At 65.7% G+C, this 21878-nt stretch carries 14 protein-coding genes; 4 read left to right on the top strand and 10 right to left on the bottom strand.

The window, feature by feature from the left end:
- Positions 1 to 163 precede the first annotated feature (163 nt).
- The 3 genes from CXR03_RS14520 (at position 164) to CXR03_RS14505 (ending at position 5595) form a co-directional block, all read left to right on the top strand.
- Entirely contained in the window at positions 164 to 3283 is a 3120-nt protein-coding gene (locus CXR03_RS14520; protein WP_104104452.1) for a DNRLRE domain-containing protein, read from the top strand.
- Between the two features lie 60 nt (positions 3284 to 3343).
- Positions 3344 to 4081 carry a hypothetical protein gene (locus tag CXR03_RS18185; RefSeq protein WP_146070531.1) on the top strand — a complete coding sequence of 246 codons (738 nt, stop codon included), beginning with the start codon at positions 3344 to 3346 and terminating at the stop codon, positions 4079 to 4081.
- 68 nt (positions 4082 to 4149) lie between these two features.
- Complete coding sequence (locus CXR03_RS14505; RefSeq protein WP_181034626.1) at positions 4150 to 5595, top strand: polysaccharide biosynthesis tyrosine autokinase; 1446 nt, start codon at positions 4150 to 4152, stop codon at positions 5593 to 5595.
- 211 nt (positions 5596 to 5806) lie between these two features.
- On the opposite strand, the gene CXR03_RS14500 is transcribed toward CXR03_RS14505, so the two are convergent.
- The 5 genes from CXR03_RS14500 to CXR03_RS14480 are packed head-to-tail and all read right to left on the bottom strand — an operon-like array spanning position 5807 to position 11343.
- The gene (locus CXR03_RS14500; protein ID WP_104104448.1) at positions 5807 to 7042 is read right to left on the bottom strand and encodes a hypothetical protein; all 1236 of its coding nucleotides are present in this window, start codon (positions 7040 to 7042) and stop codon (positions 5807 to 5809) included.
- A complete protein-coding gene (locus tag CXR03_RS14495; protein ID WP_104104447.1) occupies positions 7043 to 7831 on the bottom strand; it encodes a CDP-alcohol phosphatidyltransferase family protein in 789 nt (262 codons plus the stop codon).
- On the bottom strand, positions 7828 to 9282 hold the full coding sequence (locus CXR03_RS14490; RefSeq protein ID WP_104104446.1) for an O-antigen polymerase: 1455 nt from the start codon (positions 9280 to 9282) through the stop codon (positions 7828 to 7830). The genes CXR03_RS14495 and CXR03_RS14490 overlap by 4 nt, the downstream gene beginning before the upstream one ends.
- Entirely contained in the window at positions 9279 to 10508 is a 1230-nt protein-coding gene (locus CXR03_RS14485; RefSeq protein ID WP_104104445.1) for a glycosyltransferase family 4 protein, read from the bottom strand. Before CXR03_RS14485 ends, CXR03_RS14490 begins: the two co-directional genes overlap by 4 nt.
- Positions 10501 to 11343 (bottom strand): glycosyltransferase family 2 protein, encoded by an 843-nt coding sequence (locus CXR03_RS14480; protein WP_104104444.1) that lies wholly within the window; start codon positions 11341 to 11343, stop codon positions 10501 to 10503. The genes CXR03_RS14485 and CXR03_RS14480 overlap by 8 nt, the downstream gene beginning before the upstream one ends.
- A 79-nt stretch (positions 11344 to 11422) precedes the next feature.
- On the opposite strand from CXR03_RS14480, the gene CXR03_RS14475 reads away from it, so the two are divergent.
- Positions 11423 to 12208 carry an SGNH/GDSL hydrolase family protein gene (locus CXR03_RS14475; RefSeq protein WP_104104443.1) on the top strand — a complete coding sequence of 262 codons (786 nt, stop codon included), beginning with the start codon at positions 11423 to 11425 and terminating at the stop codon, positions 12206 to 12208.
- A gap of 20 nt (positions 12209 to 12228) precedes the next feature.
- Here the strand turns inward: CXR03_RS14475 and CXR03_RS14470 are convergent, their stop codons facing one another.
- The 5 genes from CXR03_RS14470 to CXR03_RS14450 all read right to left on the bottom strand — a co-directional run bounded on the left by CXR03_RS14470 (position 12229) and on the right by CXR03_RS14450 (position 21796).
- Positions 12229 to 12852 (bottom strand): acetyltransferase, encoded by a 624-nt coding sequence (locus CXR03_RS14470; protein ID WP_104104442.1) that lies wholly within the window; start codon positions 12850 to 12852, stop codon positions 12229 to 12231.
- On the bottom strand, positions 12852 to 14126 hold the full coding sequence (locus CXR03_RS14465; protein ID WP_146070530.1) for a glycosyltransferase family 4 protein: 1275 nt from the start codon (positions 14124 to 14126) through the stop codon (positions 12852 to 12854). Before CXR03_RS14465 ends, CXR03_RS14470 begins: the two co-directional genes overlap by 1 nt.
- A gap of 84 nt (positions 14127 to 14210) precedes the next feature.
- The gene (locus CXR03_RS14460; protein ID WP_104104440.1) at positions 14211 to 15746 is read right to left on the bottom strand and encodes a sugar transferase; all 1536 of its coding nucleotides are present in this window, start codon (positions 15744 to 15746) and stop codon (positions 14211 to 14213) included.
- 420 nt (positions 15747 to 16166) lie between these two features.
- Positions 16167 to 18935: a LuxR family transcriptional regulator gene (locus CXR03_RS14455; protein WP_104104439.1), complete on the bottom strand. Its 2769-nt coding sequence runs from the start codon at positions 18933 to 18935 to the stop codon at positions 16167 to 16169.
- Positions 18932 to 21796 (bottom strand): LuxR C-terminal-related transcriptional regulator, encoded by a 2865-nt coding sequence (locus CXR03_RS14450; RefSeq protein WP_181034625.1) that lies wholly within the window; start codon positions 21794 to 21796, stop codon positions 18932 to 18934. Before CXR03_RS14450 ends, CXR03_RS14455 begins: the two co-directional genes overlap by 4 nt.
- Positions 21797 to 21878 lie beyond the last annotated feature (82 nt).

The raw sequence follows: 21878 nt of genomic DNA, 5'->3' as shown, positions 1-21878 counted from the left end.
TCACGTAGGGGTTTGAGAAACATGAGTAGAGGGAATCGAAGCACGGGTACTCATCGGGTCTTTTCGAGTAAACGCCACCGTGGGAGACACGCAACGCCGGGTCTAAGCTTCCAAACAGTTTCGGGCCGCGGGCCCGTCCCCACGTTTATGAGGCGGTACAGCGGTGCATAAAAAGATTGCGGCCATTTGCTCGGCCGCGGCCGTAGCAGCGGCCAGTTTGATAGGCGTTGCCGCTCCGGCGAACGCCCTGTCTCCCGGCGTGGCCTTCTCCGCCGTCGCCCTCCCCACCTGGCAGACCAACGGCATCGCGTGGTCCCTGGCGGAGGCAAACGGCGTGATGTATGTGGGCGGCACCTTCACCCAGGTGCGGCCCCCGGGCACCCCGGCCGGCAACAGCCAGTCCCAGTCGGCAGTTAACTTCGCCGCCTTCGACGCATACACGGGCAATCCCACCTCGTGTGCCCTGTCCTTCTCCGGCGGAACCGGCGCCACAGTGCGGGCCATGGATGTCTCCCCCGACGGCCGCAAGCTGTACGTGGGCGGAAACTTCACCACCGTTAACGGCGTCACCGCCAACCGGCTGGCCGCCATCAACCTTCCAAACTGCACGGTGGACACGTCCTTCCGGCCCGGCACGGTGAGCCACACGGTGCGAACCATCGCCGCAACCGCTGACGCCGTCTACTTCGGCGGTGACTTCACCAGCGTCAACGGCACAGCCCGCAGCCGCTTCGCCGCAGTGGGCACGTCAGGCACCCTGCTTCCCTGGGCTCCGGCAGTCGACGGCGTTGGCCGCGCTTTGGACGTCCCGGAAAACCGCGACGTGGTCCTGCTTGCCGGAGACTTCAGCACGGTCAACGGAGCCGAGTCCCGTGCCCTGGCAGTGGTAGACAAAGGGACCGGCGCCTCCGTGCGCAGCTACCCGGCCGCCGATTACATTCCCACCTCGGCCGTGGTCAAGGACGTCACGAGTGACGGCACCAGCTTCTATGTAGCCGGAGAGGGCACGGGCGGGCGTTCCTTTGACGGCCGGGCACGCCTGTCCCTGGACAACAATTATGAGCAGATCTGGAAGGACACCTGCCAGGGCGCCACGCAGGCCGTGCTGCCCTACAAGGACGTGCTCTACTCCGGGCACCACGTCCATGACTGCTCCGCCATGGACGGTTTTGCGGACGGGGTCCGCAAGCACCTCTCCGCGCAGGACATCAATGACCCGTACCCCTTCCTCGGTTGGAGCCCCGACACCAATGACGGAACGGGTGAGGGCCTGGGCCCGCGGGCGCTGGAAACCACCGGTACCGGCAGCGGCGACGTCCTGTGGGTCGCCGGTGAGTTCACCACCACCAACGGCACCGCCCAACAGGGCCTGACCCGTTTCGGCCCCGGCCCGGCGTCAGCCGCGCCCAGCGCCCCGGCCACCGTCAGTGCCGTCAGCATCGCCGCCGGCCAGAACCAGATCCGCTGGACCTCCAGCGTGGACCATGACGATTCCAGCCTCACCTACAGCATCTTCCGCAACGGAAGCAGCACCGCACTTGGCACGGTGAGCGGCAACTCCACCTGGTTCAACACACCGCAGCTGTCCTTCACCGACCGCACGGCAGTGCCCGGCACCGCCTACTCCTACCGGGTGCGGGCCAGTGACGGTTCCACAACCAGCGGCCTCTCCGCGCAGGTTGCTGTCACCACGGCAACGGCCACCCAGCCCTATCCGGCCGCGGTCCTCGGTGACGGGGCCTCCACCTACTGGCGGCTGGACGACAGTTCCGCCACCACTGCTGCGGACACCTCCTCGGGCAGCAACCGGGGTATCGCCTTTGGCGGTCCGCTCCTGGCCGGCACCCCCGGAGCAGTTTCCGGCAGCACGGCAGGCGTGTTTGACGGCGTCGATGACCAGGTCTCCGGGCAGCAGCGCTATCCGGCTCCCACCACGTTCAGCGCAGAGGTCTGGTTCAAGACCGACGCCGCCACCGGCGGCCAGATCATGGGCTTCGCGTCCGGCCAGCCGGACCGCAAGAACAGCCGCAACAGCACCGGCACCGTGGACCGCCATTTGTACATGACACCAACTGGCGCCCTCACCTACGCCGTCCTGAATGACGCCAACGAGCGGGTTGCCGTCACCACCACCGGGACCTTCAACAACAACGCCTGGCATCACGCCGTCGTCACCCAGACGCCGGCAGGATCCACCCTGTACGTGGACGGCAAAGTTGTGGGGACCAGCCAGACGGCTGCGGCGCAAACCTACGTTGGCTCGTGGCGGGTGGGCGGAGACACCCTCCCCTCTGTGACTCAGAACCCCGCGTTTCCCGGGTTCCCCCGGCCCGTGCCCAACTACTTTGCCGGTGCCATCGACGAGTTCTCCGCTTACCCCACAGCCCTGAGCGCTGCGCAGGTGACGGAGCACTTCATCGCCGGCGGCGGAAGTCCCAGTGAGCCAGAGCCGGAGCCGGAACCTGCTCCCGACACCACGGCACCGAGCCGGGTAGCCGGAGTCTCGGCCACCGTCAGCGGCACCGCGGCCACCCTGTCCTGGAATGCCGCCACCGACAACGTTGGCGTCACCGGGTACCGGGTCCACCGGTCTGTGACCGAAGGCTTCACGCCGTCGGACAGCAGCCTGCTGACCACCACCTCAGAGTCAGCTCTCTCCTTCAGCGATCCGGAGCTGGCACCGGGCACCTACTACTACCGGGTGGTGGCCATCGACGAGGCAGGGAACGCCGGGGAGGCTTCAGACGAGGCGAAAGCCACCGTTGCCGGCCCTCCTCCGGCTGAACCGGTAACGCTGTCCCTGACACCGACAGCCGACACCTATGTGAACCAGGGTGCGCCCAACGCAACCCACGGAGGCGCCACCTCCATGGCCTCGCGCGGCTCACTGGCTTACACGTCCTACCTGCGGTTCACCCCCGGCACCACCGTTCCGCCCGGCATGCGGCTGCTTTCGGCCACGCTGCGGGTCTACACAACTTCCGATCCGCTCGCCAACTCCGTGGACCGGCACAGTGTCCAGACAGTGACTGGCGACTGGACGGAAGCGGGCACCACCTACAACACCCGTCCCGCCCTGGGCAGCGCGGTGCTGGGTGCCCTCTCACCGACGGCCACCAACACCGCCTACTCCGTGGATCTGGACCCCGCAGCCGTCTCGGCCGCGCTGTCCGAATCCGTTGACCTGGCGATCACGAGCGCAGGCACTGACAATGCCTGGTTCTACACGAAAGAAGCGTCCTCCACCCGCCGGCCTGTCCTGACCTTGGTCTTTGGCCCCTAACCCGCTGCCCTGACCGGGCAGCACCATCTCTGCAGGTTTCATCTAAAGAAAGCCCACTCCATGAAAACCGGTCTCAAACCATCAATATTGGGGCTGCTGCTGTTGCCGGCGCTGGGTATGGCAACAGGATGCAGTTCCTCCGACCCCTCACCCGAAGCGGCGCCGCCGTCGGCTTCGTCAGCTTCGTCCGCTTCACCCGGCGGGCCGTCGTCGTCGGCCACGCCCTCAAGCAGCGGGACTGCCGGTGCGAGCAGCGCACCCGAGACGTCCGCCCCGGAAAGTACCCAGACGGCGCCCGAGGCCGTGGTGCAGTCGCCGCAGCCGGCGCCGGTGCCAACCTTCGAGGCACAGCAGGAGCAATACCTGCAGGACAAGGTGCCCGAGGGCATTGACCCCAACGCCGTGCTGCAGGTGGGCCAGGAACGCTGCGACCAGCTGCTCAGCGCCCGTGCTGTTGACGAAGAGTCAGTGCTCAGCGAGCTCATCATGAGTCCCTCGCAGGACACTGCCGACGCCGTCGCCGCTTTGTGCCCCGAGCTGCAGCCCGTCCTGGATGCGGCCGCCCTGGGATTCCCGGACGGGGTCTTCTCGGTGGGAGGGGCAGCGCCGCACGGCGAGCAGCCCTCGATCGCACCGGGGACCTACCGGGCCTACGGGCAGCCCGAAGGCTGTCTCATCATGGTCTACGCCGGCTCCGGGGAGCTTCTCGGGTCCTTTGACGGCTCCGCTCCCGTCACTGTCGGCGCTGACGCTGCACGCGTGGAATCGGACCAGTGCTATTCGTGGTTCCGTTCATGACATTCATCTGCAGCTTCCTTTTCTGTTCACAAATTCTGCCTATCCTAGGGAAGGGGTAACCAATGGATATGCGCGAGCAAATACTCATCCTTCGCCGCAATTGGATGCTCATAGTCTCATTTGCACTTATTGGTCTCATCACCGCAGGAACAATTTCCGTATTGATGCCCAAAACTTATACCGCAACAAGCAACCTTTTTGTCTCCACCCAAAATGTTGAAACCTCCGCCGAACTGCAGCAGGGCAGCGTTTTCTCCCTGAACCGGGTGGGCTCCTATGTGGAGCTGGTCAGCATGCCCCAGGTCCTCAACCCGGTCATCGAGAATCTCGACCTGGATATGACGCCGCAGGAGCTTGCCGGCAAGGTCAAAGCAGGCACGTCCCGCAACACTGTTCTGATCGAAATCCAGGCGGTGGATTCCTCGCCCCAGCGCGCGGCGGACATTGCCAACGGCGTGGTGGCCAGCCTGATTACGGCAGTTGCCGATCTGGAGCGGCCCACCAACGGACTGCCTTCGCCCATGCGCCTCACCTCGGTGGACACGGCCCAGCCGCCGTCCTCCGCTTCCAGCCCCAATACGCCGCTGAACCTGGCACTGGGTCTGCTGTACGGGCTTGCGCTGGGGCTGGTGGTGGCAATTCTCCGCCACGTTCTGGACCGCCACGTGCGCACTGAGACTGATCTGCGCAAGTCCACCGATCTGCCGCTGCTGGGCGGGATCACCGAATCCACGCGGCACACCAGCCGGCCCACCGTCCTGGGCGGTTCGGGGACAGATGCCTTCCGGCAGCTGCGGACCAATCTGGAGTTTGCCGCGGTCAGCCAGCAGATGAAATCACTCGTGATTACGTCATCCCAGGCAGGTGAGGGCAAGAGCACCGTTGCGCTGAACCTGGCACTGAGCATCGCGCAGAGCGGGCAGCGCGTCATCCTGGTGGACGCCGATCTGCGGCTTCCCTCAGTTTCCAGTGCCACCGGCCTGGAAGGAAGCGTCGGTTTGACCACCGTGCTGATCGGACGCACCAGCCTGGCTGAAGCAACCCAGCACTGGGGCACCGGCGGCCTGTCGGTGCTGACCTCCGGACCGCTCCCGCCCAATCCCACCGAGCTGCTCGGTTCCGAGGCCATGCAAAACCTGATCGAGGAACTGGAGGCCGAATACGACATGGTCATCCTGGATGCTCCGCCGGTGCTGCCGGTGGCCGACGCCGCCATCCTGACCCGCCACACGGACGGCATTCTGCTGGTGGTCGGGGCAACCCGGGTTAGCCAGCACAACCTGTCCAAGGCCGTGGAACAGCTCAGCCTGGTGAGCGCGAACGTGGTGGGGCTGGTCCTCAACCGCATTCCGCGCACCGGCCCCGATGCCAACTCCGCGTACCTCTCCGATTACGGAATCACGCCGCTGCCCGTCATTCGGGACGCCGACGGCGGCCCCGCCTCTCCTGTTGCGGAAGCCGAAGCGGCTATCGCCCGGGACAGCCAGGGCGACCGGGCCCTGAGCAAGAGCTAAACCGCCGGTGTCCGGGCCGGTCCGCTCTGCGGGGCCGGCCCCGGGCATTGGAAGACAGCAGGACCGCAGGCCCCACAGGACAGCAGGACCTCAGGACCGTTCACCGGAAGAGCAGGACTCCGGAGACAGCAAAAAGCCTTCCGGGTGATGCAGCTAATGGAGCGCATCACCCGGAAGGCTTTTTTGTGTGTCCGTGTGCTGTCTGAGTACGTTAGTCCACCGGTTCGAGGGCGCCCGCGGCAGGCCTGACGGAAGAGCTCCGGCCCACGCGTACCGCCACCAGTCCGCAGACAGCGGCAACTGCGACCGCACCCGCAAACCCCCAGGCTGAGGCTGCAGCGGATCCGCTCAGGGCCAGGGCCAGGGGCAGCGCGAGAGTCAGGGCCGCCAGAACCCCGCGCATGAGTGTGGACAAGCGGTTGGCCTGAACGGCCCGGAAATAAGCCAGGAGGACTGTGTACGGGACCATCGCAAGGTACTGGACGGCGTACGGCCAGCGCAGCTCGGAGGCATTGTGCCAGGTCTCCCCCAGCACAAACTCGCCGGCGGATGCCGGCAGCAAAAGCACCGCTGCACCCCACCCCAGACACAGGACCAGCACCAGGACAAACGTCTCCAGCAGCCTGCTGCGGAACGCGCCGGTCCCGCGGGTCCGGACGAGTTCAGGGATAACGGCCGTCTTGATCGCGCTGAAGACCGTGTTCAGGGGAGAGAAAAGCAGTTGCGCTGCCCTCAGCGCCCCCACGCCCGCGGCACCCAGCGGAAACACGAGAAAATAGAGCACAGCAAACGTGGAGGCGTTGAGGCCCGCAAATTCGGCAACGTAGCGGAACGCGCAGTCCTTGTTGAGCATCAGCCAGCGGACGCCGGCAGGAACGGCCGGCACGCTGCGGGCCAGGATCAGGCCGGCTGCGAGCGCTGCGGCGGCACCTGCGCCCCACCAGGCCAGGACCACCCACAACCCGGCGCCGGACCGGGCGGCCAGCAGCATCGCGCTGATGGACCCCACCGCCCAGACGCCGTCGATCAGGAGTGCCCGGGCTGGCCGGCCCTGACAGATGAACAGGTACCGGATGCTGTCCTGCAGGAGAACAAACGGCGCTGCCGCTGCCATGACCAGCCAGAGGAGGGAGTTTTCCGGGCCCGAGAGGACGGCCCCGGCCAGCAGCAGCAAGATGGTGGGTACTGCCACCAGGGCTGTGGCGCCAAGGCTGGCCGCGGACACTTCCCGGGTCAGCTTGCCGACCTTGGAGTAGCGCACCAGCAGGGTTTCCCCCACGAGTGCCCGCTGCCCGCCCAGAAACAGCAGCAGCCCGGCATAGGCCAGCGAGAACTGGCCGAATTCCGGGACTGTTGCCACGTTTGCCGCCACCGCCACCGCAACAAAGTTGGAGATGCTGGAAACACCCTGGTCCGCGAAGGTGACCAGCCGGCGGAATCCTCCCATCTAGCCCAGCGCCAGGAGCTCGGACCGCCACTTGGGCAGGAATGCCGCAGCCATCAGCACGTGCGCCGCTGCCAGCACCAGATAGGCTGCCAGGAACACCCGCGGCCAGGGCAGCAGCAGAAACGCCAGGCAGGTCACTCCGTAATCCACCGGCAGGGTTACGGCGGACCGCACCAGCATCCGCCGGTTGTTCGCCCGGTCATTGTCCGGGCGCACGGCCGCCGTACCGGACTGCCCGGCATCACTGGCCAGCGCGGCCCGCCTGCTCTTGCGCAGCTGATCAATGAGTGCGCCGCCGAAGAAAATGCACGAGCTGGCAAGCAAAAACAGTCCACAGGCTGCAGCCAGGAGGATGTGGTCATAGTCCGTGTTCCGGGCCAAAAAGCAGAAGGCCGCCACATGCATGACGGTGATCCTGCCGTTGTCCAGCGCGTGGTCCAGCCACTCACCGAAGGCCGAACTGCTGCCCTGCAGACGTGCCAGCTGTCCGTCGGCTGAATCAAGGACGTATCCGGCTGCGAGCAGCAATCCCACCAGTGCCGATGACAGGTTGGCCGTCGCTCCGAAGGCCAGCCAAAGCAGCGAACCGTAAGTGAGAACCGCGCCGGCCGCAGTGACGTGGTTAGGCGTCAACCGGGTATTGCGCAGTGCTGCCGCCACGGTTCGGCCCGCCGGCCTGTTGATGTACAGCAGGTACAGCGGCACGCCCTTGCGGGTTTTCTGCGCCTGCTTGAGCTGGTTGAACGAGTCCCTGAAGGAAACCCGGGTCTGAGGGAGGGTCTGACTCATGACTGCAGCCTTTCTCGGCGGTTAGTGACAGCGGTCAGGATCAGGACCGAAAGTACCAGGATCATGAGCCGCCCCATGGACTGCAGCAGAGACCCGCGCAGCAGAATGAACAGATACCCGGCGAAAATGGAAATGCCCAGGTATCCCACCGACCCCTTGCTAAGGATCTCCGGCCGGAATCCCCGGTCAAGGCGCCGTGAGAGCAGGCCCAGTGCAGCGAACACCACGATCAGGCCAATCAGGCCGAAGTTGATCCAGGCCTCTGCCCACAGGGGTGCCGAGAGGTTGAGGTTGACGCTGTTCATCCACTGACCCACTTCAACACCCGTATCCAGCGGTTTGTTAGCCCACACGACGCGCGGCACCCAAAAGAGCAGCGGACCCAGGGCCTGCATGCCCCAGGACAGGCCGCTGTTGTCGGTGTAGGCCAGGGTGTTGGCGAACATGGTGAACTGGTCATAGTCCTTGGTGGCGATGACCACCCAGACCGACTCCAGGTTCAGCGGTGTCCCCTGCCCGCCCGCCCGTCGGGTGATGTCCGACAGGGGAAAGATGACAATGGACGCTATGACGCCCCCGGCCACGGCAGCGTTGAACAAACCCTTCCGTCCCCGGATCAGGGGCAGCAGCAGGCCAAAGACCACCGCGAGGGTCCAGTAGCGGGAATTCGAAATCGGGTTGTTAACCACAACGTTCATCACCGCCAGCGCTGCCATCAGGAGACCGTCCACGGCAGTCAGGGTGCGGTCCCGGGTGCGCCAGACGTGCAGATAGAAAATCAGTGCTGTCAGGCAGCCCACCGAACCCGCAGAGGAAATGATGGCACGCAGCGCATGCCCGCTGTCAGGGTTGATCTCATCCAGTGCGTGGCCGGCCTCCTGGCGGCTGAGGAAGAACACGGAGAGACCGCCCGCCTGCACGATGTACACCAGCCCCGCCACCACGGCCGCCACCGAGAAGACGCGCAGCACGTCCATGCTGCGCAGCGTGCGGAACCGCTGCTGTGGCTGGGGTCCGCGCCTGCGCAGCTTCAGGTGATATGCCACGTCAAAGCAGATGCAACCCACCAGGATGAGCAGGGTGGTTGTTGTCAGTGCGGCGTCGTCCACCTGCACGGCCAAAGCCGTGGAGCGGCCGGTAGTCAGCTGTGCCAGCGGCGCGAGTCCCATTCCGGTGTAGACAAAAATCCAGAACACTCCGGCAGTAGGGCGGATCTCGCTGTGCAACAGCAGCAGGGCAAGCTTCACCGACGCGTACAGCGCCACGGTATAGCGGATCGCGAAATCCGTGTCGCTGAAGTAGACCGTGCCGGCACCATGGATCACCAGCGGAAAGACCACGGCAAACAGCAGAAAGGCCACCAGCGCGACGGCGGTGCGTACGCCCGGCCGCGTGCCTTCCGCGCGCTTCTTTGCCGCCGGCGCCGAACGGCTAACTTGTACGGTACTCATGACCGGCCTCCCTTGGGCTGAACGGGCCCAACAGCCCTGATGGTTCCAGCCGCGCTTCCGTCGGTTTCTTCCACTGCCTCCAGGCACAGTTTGCGGAGGTCTGCGGCCAGTGACTGGGTGGACCACAGCCGCTGGTGCACGCGGCGGGCGTTTGATCCCAGTTGGGCGCGGCGGACCGGGTCATTGGAGAGTTCCAGCATGGCCTCACAGAAGGCCTCTGCTGTGGGCTCGGGCAGAAGGGCAGCTTCCCCCTCAGCCAGGTCAGCCGCAAGGCCGCATTGTGCGGTCACAATCAGCGGTGTTCCCACCGCCGCCGCCTCGATGACCGACATGGGGTACGGCTCTTTGAGGGCCGGCAGCACGTACGCCGTGCAGGCAGCCATGGCGCTCTGCACCTGTGCCGGAGACAGCTCACCCAACAGCTGGAACCGGCCCGCGTGCGCCGACGCGGCGATCAGTTCCCTGATCCCGGCGGCTTCACCCTGGTCGGGGCCGGCCAGGACAAAGCGGGCATCAAGTCCGCGGTCCAGCGCTTCCAGAGCGGCCTGGACAAACACGGCCGGCTGTTTCCGGGCGGCCAGCCGTGCAGCAAACAGGTACACCTGCTGCTCGGGATCCGACCACCTGTGTTCGGCTGCGGCAGCTGCGTTGACGACCCGGCGCATCCGCGCTGGATCAACCCCGAGTTGCTGCAGGCCGCGCTCCTCATCCTCCGTCAGCGTCAGCCAAAGCCGCGGAACACGGATCAGCCGACGGGTGATGAGTGCGTCATAGATCCGGATCAGCAATGAGCGTGACGGGACCAGCATTCCGTGGGACTGGGCAATGACGGCGGTGTTGCTCCGTCTCAGCAGTACCGTGGCTGCGGTGGTGATGAAATCACGGCACAAATGCATCTGGACCACGTCCACGGATGCGGCGCGTGCGGCAACATAGCGCGGCAACCGCACGCTCACCAGGCCCCGCAGGCGGGCTCCGGGGAACGGACGCCGCACCCGGAACAGCGTCGCCGGGTCCCGGTCAGTACCGCTACCGCTGTCAGCGGCCGCCGGCACGCGGCCGAGCCAGCCGCCCACCAGTTCGACGTTTTCGCCGAGGTCCGCCAGGGCTGCACGCTGCGTCCTGGCAACCGCCCAGACACCTCCGGCGGCCGCTCCGGGGCCGGCCAGTCCGCCAACCTGCAGAATGTTCAGGCCGCGCTGCGGCGCTTCTACGGGGTTATCCATGGTTTGCCGTCTGCTCCCGCTGCAGTTCGCGCGACTTCAGACCGATCTGCCAGTAGTACATGGACAGGCCAAGGGCGTAGTCGAACCCCGCCCTGCCGTCCAGGAACCCGCGGCGCAGCACATAGCTGTACAGGAAGAACACCAGGGGCTTCAACGGAAGCGCGTCAAACCGGCGCCCCTGGCTGCTCTTGGACTTGCGCACGCTGCCCCGGGTTTCAGGGTGGATGCGGATGGAGGCTTCCCAGTCGGAGTAGAGGTTGTGCCGGTCAAACCATGTCCGCACCGGATCCCTGTCATTGTGGAACAGCATGGCGGTGGTCCTGCCTACGGGACCGAATGCTTCAGGCTGGTAGTGGGCCTCCTGCTCCCCCATACCGGGAAAATGCAGCAGATCGATGTTGGGGTAGGAGTTCCTCCCCCGCCGCAGGAACGTCCGCTTCACCACGCGGTGACCGTACTTCAGGTCCGCGCCGGCGAAGTGGTAGGCAACAGGCACGTCAAAGGCCACCCGGACTTCGGCAGGGTCCTCGGCAATGGCACGCAGTTCAGCGGCCAGCTCCGGCGTGGGGAACTCGTCCGCGTCCATGATGAGCAACCACTCGTTGCGGGTTTCCACCTCGGTGAGCATCCATTGCTTCTTCTGCGGAAACTTCCCGTCCCAAGTGAAGTTGATGACCGTTGCCCCGGCGTCCTTGGCCAGCTCGGCGGTGCGGTCTGTGCTGTTGGAATCAACAACAATAACCTCGTCAAATTCACTGAGCTCAGCCAGGCAGCTCGTAATTCCGTTTTCCTCGTTTTTGGTTTGAATTAAGACCGAGACAGGTATTTTATTCACGTAATTCCCCCCTGAAGCAAGTATTCTGGTGTTTTGGATAAGCGTTTCTTCGAAGCGGCCGCTCGGTTACTCTTTAGGAATGTCAACTCGACGCGATAATCGCCGAACTTCCCGTTTCATTCGCCGGTGGCCCCAGGTCATGGGTTTCCTCGCCCTTTTGGCGGCCGCGGTGCTGCTGACCTTTTACGCGATGTCCCAGTCGAGGGAAGCGAGCGGCGCTACCCGCCCCGCAGGTACACCGGAGTCCGTGACGGAGTCCGTCTCTGAGAAGGTTCCCCAGATCGATATCCTGGGTGACTCCTATGTGGCCGGCTCCGCCGAGGGCGGCACCGGCCCCGCCAACTGGACCCGCGTGGCCGGTACCCGGTTCTACGAGTTGGGTGACCGCGTTGAGCTGAACGTCATTGCGCAGCCCGGCTCCGGTTATTTGGCCCGGGGCACCACCAACCTGGTGTTTCGGGAGGCCGCCACGCTCCGCATCCGCCCCACCGCTGATGTGGTGCTGGTCTTCGGCAGCCGCAACGACGGCCGGCAGGACGACGAGACCATGTACAACGCGGCCAAGCTGCTGTACTCCGACATCCATGAGATGGCTCCGCAGGCGGAAATCCTTGTTGTCGGACCGGTTTGGGTGGATGCCGACGTTCCCGACTTCATCGCTGCCAACAACGCGGCGATGGAACGGGCCGCTGCGGAGAACGATGTGGTGTACGTCGATGCCCTGGAGGAAGGCTGGTTTGCCGGCGCCGAAGAAGGACTGATCGGAGCGGACGGAATCCATCCCACCGATGCGGGCCACGCCTACCTGGCCGCGAAAATCTTCCCCCTCCTCGAGGACATGGTCCAGGAACCCGCCGCCGGATAAGCGGAGCCTCCGGGCGCAGATCATGCCCGCTCCCGGGTATCCGTTTCGCGGGGACCGGCGGTCCCGGAAACAAACCGGTCCCCCAGTTCCACCGGCGGCTGCGGCGTTCCATAGACGCGGTTGGCGCCCACCTCTCCCTTGACCGTTGTCATTGGCTGCACCACTGCGGACTCCCCGATCCGGGAGCCGCCGAGCACCATGCAGCGGGAGGTGATCCAGGCGCCGTCGCCGATCCGAATGGGGCTGGTGATCAGCCCCATGTCGCTGCGTACCCGGTGGCTCCCCGTAGTCAGGAAAGTCTCCTGGGAGATCACGACGTCGGCGCCCACATAGACGTGGTCCTGATTATGGAACCAGACACCGTCGCCAATCCAGCTGCGCTCTCCGATGTGCAGTTTCCAGGGCGACTTCACCCGTGTCCGGGGACGGAAGATCACGCCGTCGCCAATCTCTGCTCCGAAAGCCCGCAGCACCCCCACGCGCAGGCGGGAACTGATCTGCCACGGATTTGATACGAACAGCAGCTCGCAGGCGGACCAGAGATACACCACGGCCCGGGGCCGGTCCCATGATTCACCGCTTCCCGGCGCCTGCGAGAGGTCAATGACCGGAGGACGGCGGCGCGGCAGATCCTGCCGGACCATCAGGAAACCTTCCGCAGGAAGTGCCGCTGGGCAGCATGTGCGGGGCGAAGCCGGGGCACCGGAACTCCCGGAACCGTGGTCCGTAGGACTGCCTCAAAGCGGTCCGTGATGGGTCCGATTCCGAATCTGGTCTCTGCCAGCATCCGTCCCTTGGCTCCCACCGCCCGGGCAGCCTCAGGATCCCGGTGCAGCCGGCGCAGCCATCCCACGCCCCCAGCGATTCCGAAGTCCGTCGGCGGGCCGACAAACCCGTCTGCAGCCCTGATGTCAGCGGCCGCAGGGTTGTCTTCGGGCATCAGTCCCAGCACTGGCCGGCCCGCGGCCAGGGAGGAGAGCACCTTGCTGGGAATGGAGAAGCGGGAAGCCTCGGGTTCCAAGATGGTGACGAGCACGTCGGCGGCTCCCAGCATGTCCGGCAACTCTGCTGCCGGCTGGAAGGGCAGCAAAGTGACAGGAAGCTGCGGCTCACGCTTGACGTCCTCCCGCAGCATCTCGATTCCTTCCCCCTCTGAGGCCACGATCAACCGGGCAGGCAGGCCGGCAGCCAGTGCCTGCCGCAGCAGTGCGGTGAGCAGCAACGGATTGTGCTTTCGTCCGAGGGTTCCTGCATACACGAGCCGGAGTTCAGGCTCAGGCGGAAGGTGTTGTGCCGACCAGGCGTTTTCCCGCGGACGCGGCGTGATCTCATCCAGCGGCGCCCAGTTGGGGATAACCGTGACGTGATCCGTGGTTAGCCCCCAGAGCCGATACGCCTGGCGGAATTGTTCACCAATCGCCACCACCTGTGTGGCTGCGCGCACCACCTCCGCTTCCATGCGGCGTACCAAGGCACGGCCCCCGATGGCTGCCGGCCCGGGCAGTCGCCGGCTGACCTCCTCGGAAATGGCATTGCTGAAGAGGTCCTGGTGCCAGAGCAGCCAGGGCTGTTTGCGTCGTGCGGCGGTTCGCCGAAAGGCATCCAGGGTGAACAGCGGCATGTTGCAGGCCACGACACAATCCGGTTTGGTTGCGCGGACGTGATCCTCCCACACGGCCGCATAGGACCGTTCGAAGCGGATCCGACCGAGGGCGCTGTACTTCTGGAACGGCAGATCCGCCGTGAGCGGCGAAAACGTAAGGCGCTCAGAGTCACCCGCTGTCCGTACCAACGTCCCCTTCCCGCTGGCGTACTGGGTGGAATACACATGGTCCACGGAATGTCCCCGGGCCACCAGTGCACGCGACAGCTCGGCAGGAAAGAGATGGCCGGAAAAATCATGCATTTGGATACGCACGGCTGATCCCTCCGGTGAGTGATGACGTCTTCATGGTTTCCGCTTTCTTAGTGGTGAGACCAGCCGCAGCCGGAAGGGAGTGAATTAGTAGGCGCCCACTGGGCGGCGGAGCATTTGCACCGTGCGCCAGAGAATGATGAGGTCGCCGGCAAGCGACCAGTTTTCGACGTAGTACAGGTCCAGCCGCACTCCGTCCTTCCAGTCGAGTTCCGACCGTCCGTTGATCTGCCACATGCCGGTCAGGCCGGGCTTGATGTAGAGCCGCCGGTGCACCGCGCCGTCGTACTGGGCCACTTCACGCGGGAGCGGCGGCCGGGGACCAACGAGGGACATATGTCCCAGGAAGACGTTCCACAGCTGCGGCAGCTCATCGAGGGAGTACTTCCGCATCCACCGCCCAACGCTGGTGACGCGTGGATCGTGCTGCATTTTGAAGAGCAGGCCGGCGCCTTCGTTGCGGTCCAGGAGTCCGGCCAGGTCATCCTCGGCTGTCTGCACCATGGACCGGAACTTGAGCATTTCGAACGGTTCGCCGCCGCGGCCCACCCGCTCCTGCCGAAAAATCACGGGCCCGGGGCTGTCCCTGCGGATGAGCACGGCCAACACCGCGAAGACCGGAATCAGCACCAGCAGCGCGGCACCGGAAAGCAGCATGTCCAGCCCGCGCTTGAGGACATGCTTTCCGCCGGCGTACTGCGGAAGCTCCACATGCATCAGGGGAAGGCCTTCAACGGGGCGGGTATGGATTCGCGGGCCCGCCACGTTGGTCAGGCCGGTAGTGAGAATCAGCTGGGTGGCCGATTCCTCCAGCTGCCAGCCCAGTTCCTGCACGTAGGCGCTGTGGCCCTTCATGCGGCCCGCCACAATGACGGCGTCCGCCCGCAGGCGCCGCACGGCGTCCACTACGGTGTTCCGGTCGGCGATCACGGGGATTGGGTTGCCGCTGCCTCCCACCTCGCAGTGCCCGGGACTGGTTAGCGCTGCGCCGATGACCCGGTATCCCGATCCTTTCTGGCGCTGAATCTGTGCTGCCACATATCTGACGTCCTTGGGCCGTCCCAGAATGATGACTGTGGACAGGTACCGGCCTTTGGCCCGCTGGCCTGCCAGCCACAGCCGGAGGATGAATCGACAAAGGATCAGGCCGCCCAAACCAATAGGGAAGGCGAGCGCGAAGTACCCGCGGGAGATGTCCACCTGGAACACGAGGCAAAACACCGCAATCAGCCCCATCAGGATGATCGTGGAGCTGACCACCCGCTTGTATTCGTCCACCCCGGTCCCGAGTATCCGCGGATCACGGGTCCGGTAGACCGCCAGGGCCAGCAGCCAGGCCGCCCAGATGCCGGCGGACACGGCGACGTAGGAGATGTTGACGCCGGGGCCGCCGCCGGACATGAATTCCGGTGCCACCCCGAACCGCGCCAGGTGTGCCACTGCCACGGCCAGCGTTACCGCCGCCAGGTCGAAGGCCAAGAGGATTCTGCGGTACCTGCTAATCCAGCGGGCTCTGTCACCCGTGGCCAGGGCCGTGGCACCGGAGCTCTTGTAACTGGGGAAGGTGAAGGGTGCAGCCGGGGCCGGAATCGGTCTCGGCCCAGCAACTTTGACATCTGTCATCCGAGACTCTCCTAGCCGCTGCGAAATCTTCCGAAAGGGCCGACGGCGGCTGGGGGGAAGCCTTGGTCTCAAGAGGCTTCGACGCCGTCGGCCCCGCTCGGGGACCGGCGCCTGGGGCGCCGGATAACTGGTTCAAGACGGGCCTGGTGGTGGGCAGTATCCGCTGGGGATATCCGCACTACCTGCGCTGAGAGAGGCGCAGCCGGTAACAACAACCAATCAACAAAACCAAGACTAGGAGCGGCTCAAATGGCAGGCACGAGTAATGCCTACTCGACTCCGCAGCCCAACTTCGCCCTCTGCGGAAGCTTTACCTAGCACTACTTGGAGGGCGCCCGGGGATGGTTCCGGAGACGCAGAAAGCCGGCCCCGGTAGTGCAAATCCGGGGCCGGCAGGATGTCCGTCTTCTGCGGGTGCAGCTATTCGTGGGCGGCCGAACTCGTTCCAGGCTCCAGTGCACGGTAGGCGGCTTCAAGATCTGCGCGGCGGCTGATACCCAGCTTCACGTATATGCGGTACACATGCCCTTCGACCGTTCGCTGCGAGAGAGTGAAGTGTGCCGCCACGTCCCGGGTGCTGGCCCCGGCGAGCAGCAAATCGACAATTTCATGCTCGCGGCGGGTCAGCCGGACCAGGTGCAGGGACGGACTCAGGTAGGACACGGTCACGCCCGCCAGCTCCCCGCGCCTCCTTCTCAGCTGCTGGATCAGGGCCCGTTGCCGGCGCAGGTTGCCGTGCGTGCCGTAGAACCTGATGGCGTGCCCGATGCTCTCCACGGCAAGGAGATATTTGCGGTGGCGCACTGCTTCATCCGCTGCCGCAACCATGAGATCCGGGTTGCCGGAAGCCACCGCACCGGCATAGGCGTTCAATGCCTGTGCCTCACCGCCTTCAAAGGCCGCACTGACCTCCTGCAGCCGGGATGCCTGGGACAGGTCCCCCACGGCGAGGCACAGTTCCAGGATGTCCTTTTCCGCCGCCAGCAGACCCTCAGCCCGGGCCTGTTCAGCGATTTCCGCCAGTGTTGCCGGAACGCGGGCATCCGGTTCGGATGACGCCGACGCCGCAGCTGCATATGCCTGGCTCACCAGCCACAGCGGCCGGGAGCCGGTGCTGGCAAGGCTGCGAAGTTCCTTGGCGTACCGGGCTGTCTGGTCCTGGTCCCCCACCACGGTGGAGGCATAGCCGGCAAGCCCCAAGGCATAAGGCAGGAGTTTCTCCGGGTCGGAAATCCGCAGGGCTTCCACTGCCGGATGCAGGCTTTGAAGCCCTTCCCGCAACCGGCCCTGGTGAATCTCCAACGCTCCCTCGAAGACGCCCAGGGTGCCGCCGTGAGCGATCAGGTGCTTGGTGGTGCCCTCCAGTTTGGCTGCCAGAACGCGTTCAAGTTCACTGAAGCGTCCTCCGTGCAGCAGTGCCTGCGCATGACGCACCAGCATGGCACCGCAGTATGCCTGCAGCAGCCCACCCAGGCGTTTGATCAGATCCAGCGCCGTGCCGGAGTGCACCAGCGCGCTGCTGATCCGCCCTTCCGACACCAGGAGTTCCGCCAGCAGCCCGTGGGAAACCACGGCCACCAGTGCCGGCAGCCCTGAAGCCTGAGGCTGCGGAGCTTTCGTTAATTCGGTGAGCCGGTCCCGTGCCTCGGGATAGTTCCCCGCCGCCATGAGCGCCAGAACGCGAAGCACTTCAGCCCCGGCCTCAACCGAAGGCGGCGGCTCCCCGGAACCGCCGAGCCTGGCTGACAATTCGCCGGCGGCCTCGACCCACGTGGAAGCAAGAGCCTCCAGATCCCCTTCGTCCAGCCCGGACCGGTTGTCCAGGCGCACGGTGGCAAGCACCGCCCGGGTGAGGGTTTCTTCATCCTGGGCCAGGGTTGGTTGTCCCGGTTCCAGCATGCCTTCCAGCAGGTCACGGGCCGGGCCGAATCCCCCGGTTTCCATCAACGCAGCTGCGGTTTCCACCCGTGCCGCCGCGAAGCAGGAGCCGTCGCGGACGGCAGAGCCGAGGCGGACCGCCAAAGGCCACTGGCCGTCGTCGTTCGCTGCCCGTGCCGCCTGCAGCAGCTCCGCGTCGGGGATCCCCTCACCGCAGTCAAGGGCCCATTCCAGCCGGCGCAGCCAGGCCGTCTTTACGGACGGATCACCGGTCTCTGCCCCCTCGCGGTCCGGGAGGCAGTCCAGCACCTTGGTACGGATTGCCGCACTGCGCACGGCCGGCACCAGGGACCGGATCACTTCGGCGTGAAGGGGCTGGGCCAGCCGGAGCATTTCAGCCGGCCCCTGCACGGCGCACAGTATTCCGTCAGCCAGCAGGGCGTGGACCGGGGCCGGGCCGCAGACGGCCGCCAGCACCGAACGCTGCAAGGGCTGGGCCAGGGCGAGGGTCTCCAAGGTGTCGCGCTCTTCTGGACTCCTGGTAAGCAGCTGGCCCTTCACCCGGTCAACCACGGCGGCGTCCAGTCCGTCCGGTTCGCGGCGCAGGAACCATGCGCCGTTGCCTTCGGCGAGGTGGCCGAGCCGGCGTGACTGAGCGAGCAACGCCTTGAGATAGAGGGGATTACCGCCGGACAACGTTGCCAGCACGGCACTGGAGGCCCGGAGCACGGGTCCGTCAAGGACACCTTCACAGACTTCGTGGACCGCGTCCCGGGACAGTGCCCCCAGGTCAATGCGCGCCAGCAGGCCGTCCCGGGCCAGGGAAAGCAGTTCATGGATGTGTCGGGCACGCGGCTGCGCAAGGATCAGGAGCCTCAGCTCCCCGGACATGGCCAGCTGCGTCACCACGTGGGCGCTGGCTTCATCGAGGAACTGGGCGTCGTCGATGACCAGCAGCGGCTGCCCGCTTCCCACCTCGCTGAGCTTGCGGAAATGGCGGCGGATGGTCCGAAGCACTGCAAGCGGTGACTCCATATCCTCCGGCCCGGCGGTTTCGAGATACGCGGAGAGCACCCCGTAGGGCAACCGGGACAAAACGGGGCTGCCGTGGATGAAGGACGGCGTGACGATTCCGTTCAACCGTTCCAGGACCTGATCTGCCAGTGCAGACTTTCCCATTCCCCCTTCTCCAATAACCACGGCGCCGCGCAGCCCCGGCTCGAGCAGCCGGGAAGTGATTTCCGCAAGCTCGCGGTCCCTGCCGAACAGGGCCGGTGCCCGCCCTGGTCCGGGAACCGTTCCGGGGATCATGGCCGCACCGCCGATTTTTCGGCGATGACTTTGGCCAGTTCACGCCTGCTGCCGACGTGGAGCTTGGAATAGACCTGGTACAAGTGACCCTCCACGGTTCGCACCGAGATGTTCAAATCAGCGGCAATGGCTTTATTGCTCGTTCCCGCGGCGGCCATCCGGGCGATCGACCGTTCCCGGAAGGTCAGGGCGCTGAGGTACTCGTCGGCGGAGTCGGAACCTTCAACAGCGGCGACGTCGGGCCCGCGGCGGCTGCGGTGAATCAGCCTCACCGTTGCACGGTCTCCCGCTCCCGACGCCACAGCGAGCGCACGTTCCGACGCCTCGGCGGCGAAGAGCACATGCCCGTCGGCTTTCCCCAGCTCACTGGCCTGGATCAGCAGCTGAGCGTCGAAGCTGCCCACGCCTTTGGCATAGACCTCGCACATCCGGGGAAACGAACCCTGCTGATGAGCGGCAACGGTCAGAATCCGGTCAAGGTTCTCCAGATCCCCCAGCCGGGCGGCGCTGAGCAGCGACAGCAGCTCGTATGAGTACGCTCCCCTTCGATGGTCATGGCCGGCCAGCTCAAGGAACCGGCGGGCAGCCTGCGGGGAGCCAAGCGCACCGTTGGCGAGGGCAGCGAAATGACGTGCGGCGCGGCGCAAGCTCCAGGGACCGCCGTCGCCCGCCTTGGCTCGGAGCTGAAGGTAGGCCTCGGCATTCTCGCGGTCCTTTTGGAGGGCAAGGCAATAGGCGGCTGCGGACGTGGCCAGCGGCAGCAGGGATGCCGGTCCGCTCAGCCGCAGCTGCGCGACGGCGGGGACCAGACAACGCAGCGCGGGCGCCGGCTCTCCGGCATAGGCATGCAGTATGCCCTCGGAAATTTCGCCGAGCAGCCCCGGAAACAGCTCCGTCTGGCCGTTCCCGGACGGCTGCTGCAGCAGGCGGCGGGCGCTGTTCAACGCTCCAATGGCCAGGTGGACGTGGACAATCCGGGCGAAGGCACGGGTACGGTCGGCCGTGCTGATTCCGGAATCGCCCAGCAGCCGCTCCACCTCCCGGGAGACTTCGGCTGCCTCATCCTGCCGGTTTGTCATCCCCAGGGCCTCGCAGAGCCAGGAGCCGGTGAGGACGCGGTAGGTCTTGTCCTGGGAAGCTGCCTCCGCCTGCAGCGGTGCAAGGAATGCGGCGTTTTCGAGGAACCGCCCGTGTGTGGAGTTGCACTCGGCCCGGGCCAGGACCAGCCTGCGCTTCAGCTCTGCGGCCTCGCTGCGGCTGACGGTTCCGGCACTGCTGATTGCGGCCACCCGTTGTTCGGCTTTGGCCAACAGCTCTTCGTGTTTCTTGGCAGCCCCGGAAGGAAGCACTGCTGCGGACACCGTGGCGGACAACGCGCCGGTGGCTGCCATGCAGAGTACCCTGTTCTCCGCAATCAGCAGCAGCACCTCTTCCCGCGGTGCCGCGCCGCCGCTGCGGGCCCGGCAGGCACCCAATACTGAGACCGCCGCAGCGTAGTCTTCCAGTGCCATGTGGGCAGACACCAGCTCAAGGACGGCTCCCGGGTTATTGGCGTAATTCTCACAGGCGGTGATGAAGCGGATGGCGCCCCGGAAGTCCCCCGCGGCGTTGGCACTTTGTGCCGCCTCCACAGCGGACTCCAAGTCGAGGGACTCTCCGGCGTCGAGCCGCCACAATGCCAGCCGTGCAGGGTCCAGAACCGCCGCCAGCGGGTCCGTGCCGGCGGCCTGGAGTTCGCCGGCCGGCACCGCAGCCGCGGCAACGTCCCGCAACTGATGCAGCAGTTTCGCCCGTGTGGCTGTGTCCGCGGAAGAGCGCAGGGCGGACACCAGTACCCTGTCGGAGATCATGATCCGCGGGACGCTCCCCTGTTCGAGGGCCAGAATTTCCCGTTCCTGCAGGGTGTCCACTTCATCGGAGGCGACGCTGTGCAGTGCTGCTGCCAGGGGCAGGGCCCCTGCCAGCGCGACCGTTTGCACCAGTGCCAGCTGGCCGTCCGTCAGCGTGCCCAGCTGGTTGAGCACGGTTTCAGCCACACGGCCCGCGGGTGCTGCCTTGGCGCGGTCAAGAACCCAGACGCTTCCGCTGAGGCGGAGCTTGCCCGAGTCACGGTAGTCCTCGCAACCCAGCTGGAGCAGATGGGGGTTGCCGCCGGTGGAACGGTGCAGGTGGGCGACGGCGGAGCCCGAGACGGGGCCGTCCAGTGCAGCCGACATCAGTTCCGCCGTCTCCGCCAGATTCAGGGGGTCGAGATCGACCCGTGACAGGATGCCCTCGCGCCAGAGCCCGGCGAATTCGGCCGGTGCCCGGCTAAAGTCGCGGAAACAGGCCAGGAGTCCTGCCGTGCGGCTAAGGACCATTTGGCTAAGTGCCATGGCGGAGAACTCATCCAGGTCTTCCCCGTTGTCCACGGCCAGCAAGACGGCACGTCCCTGAGCACGTTCCTGGATCAACCGGGTGAGTCCGCGAAGGATCAGTACCGGATGCGTGGCAATCTCCGGTTCCAGGTCCGAGAGGAGAAAGGTGAGGGCACCGAAGGGGGTCCGGCCGGAGAAAGCCGATCCGCGGACATGGACCACATACGTGTCGGGGCTGCACTGGCGCAGTACGTGGTGGATCAGTGCGGTCTTGCCGCTTCCTGCTTCCCCCACCAAGATGCATCCTGCTCCTCCGCCGGATGCCAGGCGGCCCAGAATGGTGCGGGTGACGTCGCTGCGGCCCACAAAGTGGGGTGGCGTCCGCTCTTCAGGACCAGCGGTATCCGGCCTGGGCCCGCTGGCGAGGGATACGACAGGACCCAGGGAGTTCGGCCCGGGAGCTGACGAGGGACGCACATAGGACTGGGAGAGACTGTTTTGCACGGTGAGACCCGATTCTTCCGATGGCCTGCACCCGACCGCGTTCGCCGGGCACAGGCTGCGTTCTATACCTGCGGCCAGACTA

Origin of the sequence: Arthrobacter sp. 08Y14 (genome assembly GCF_002929455.1) — a bacterium.
Classification (GTDB): domain Bacteria; phylum Actinomycetota; class Actinomycetes; order Actinomycetales; family Micrococcaceae; genus Arthrobacter_B; species Arthrobacter_B sunyaminii.
The sequence above is the reverse complement of the archived record's forward strand: the minus strand, read 5'-3'. Positions and strand labels throughout refer to the sequence as shown.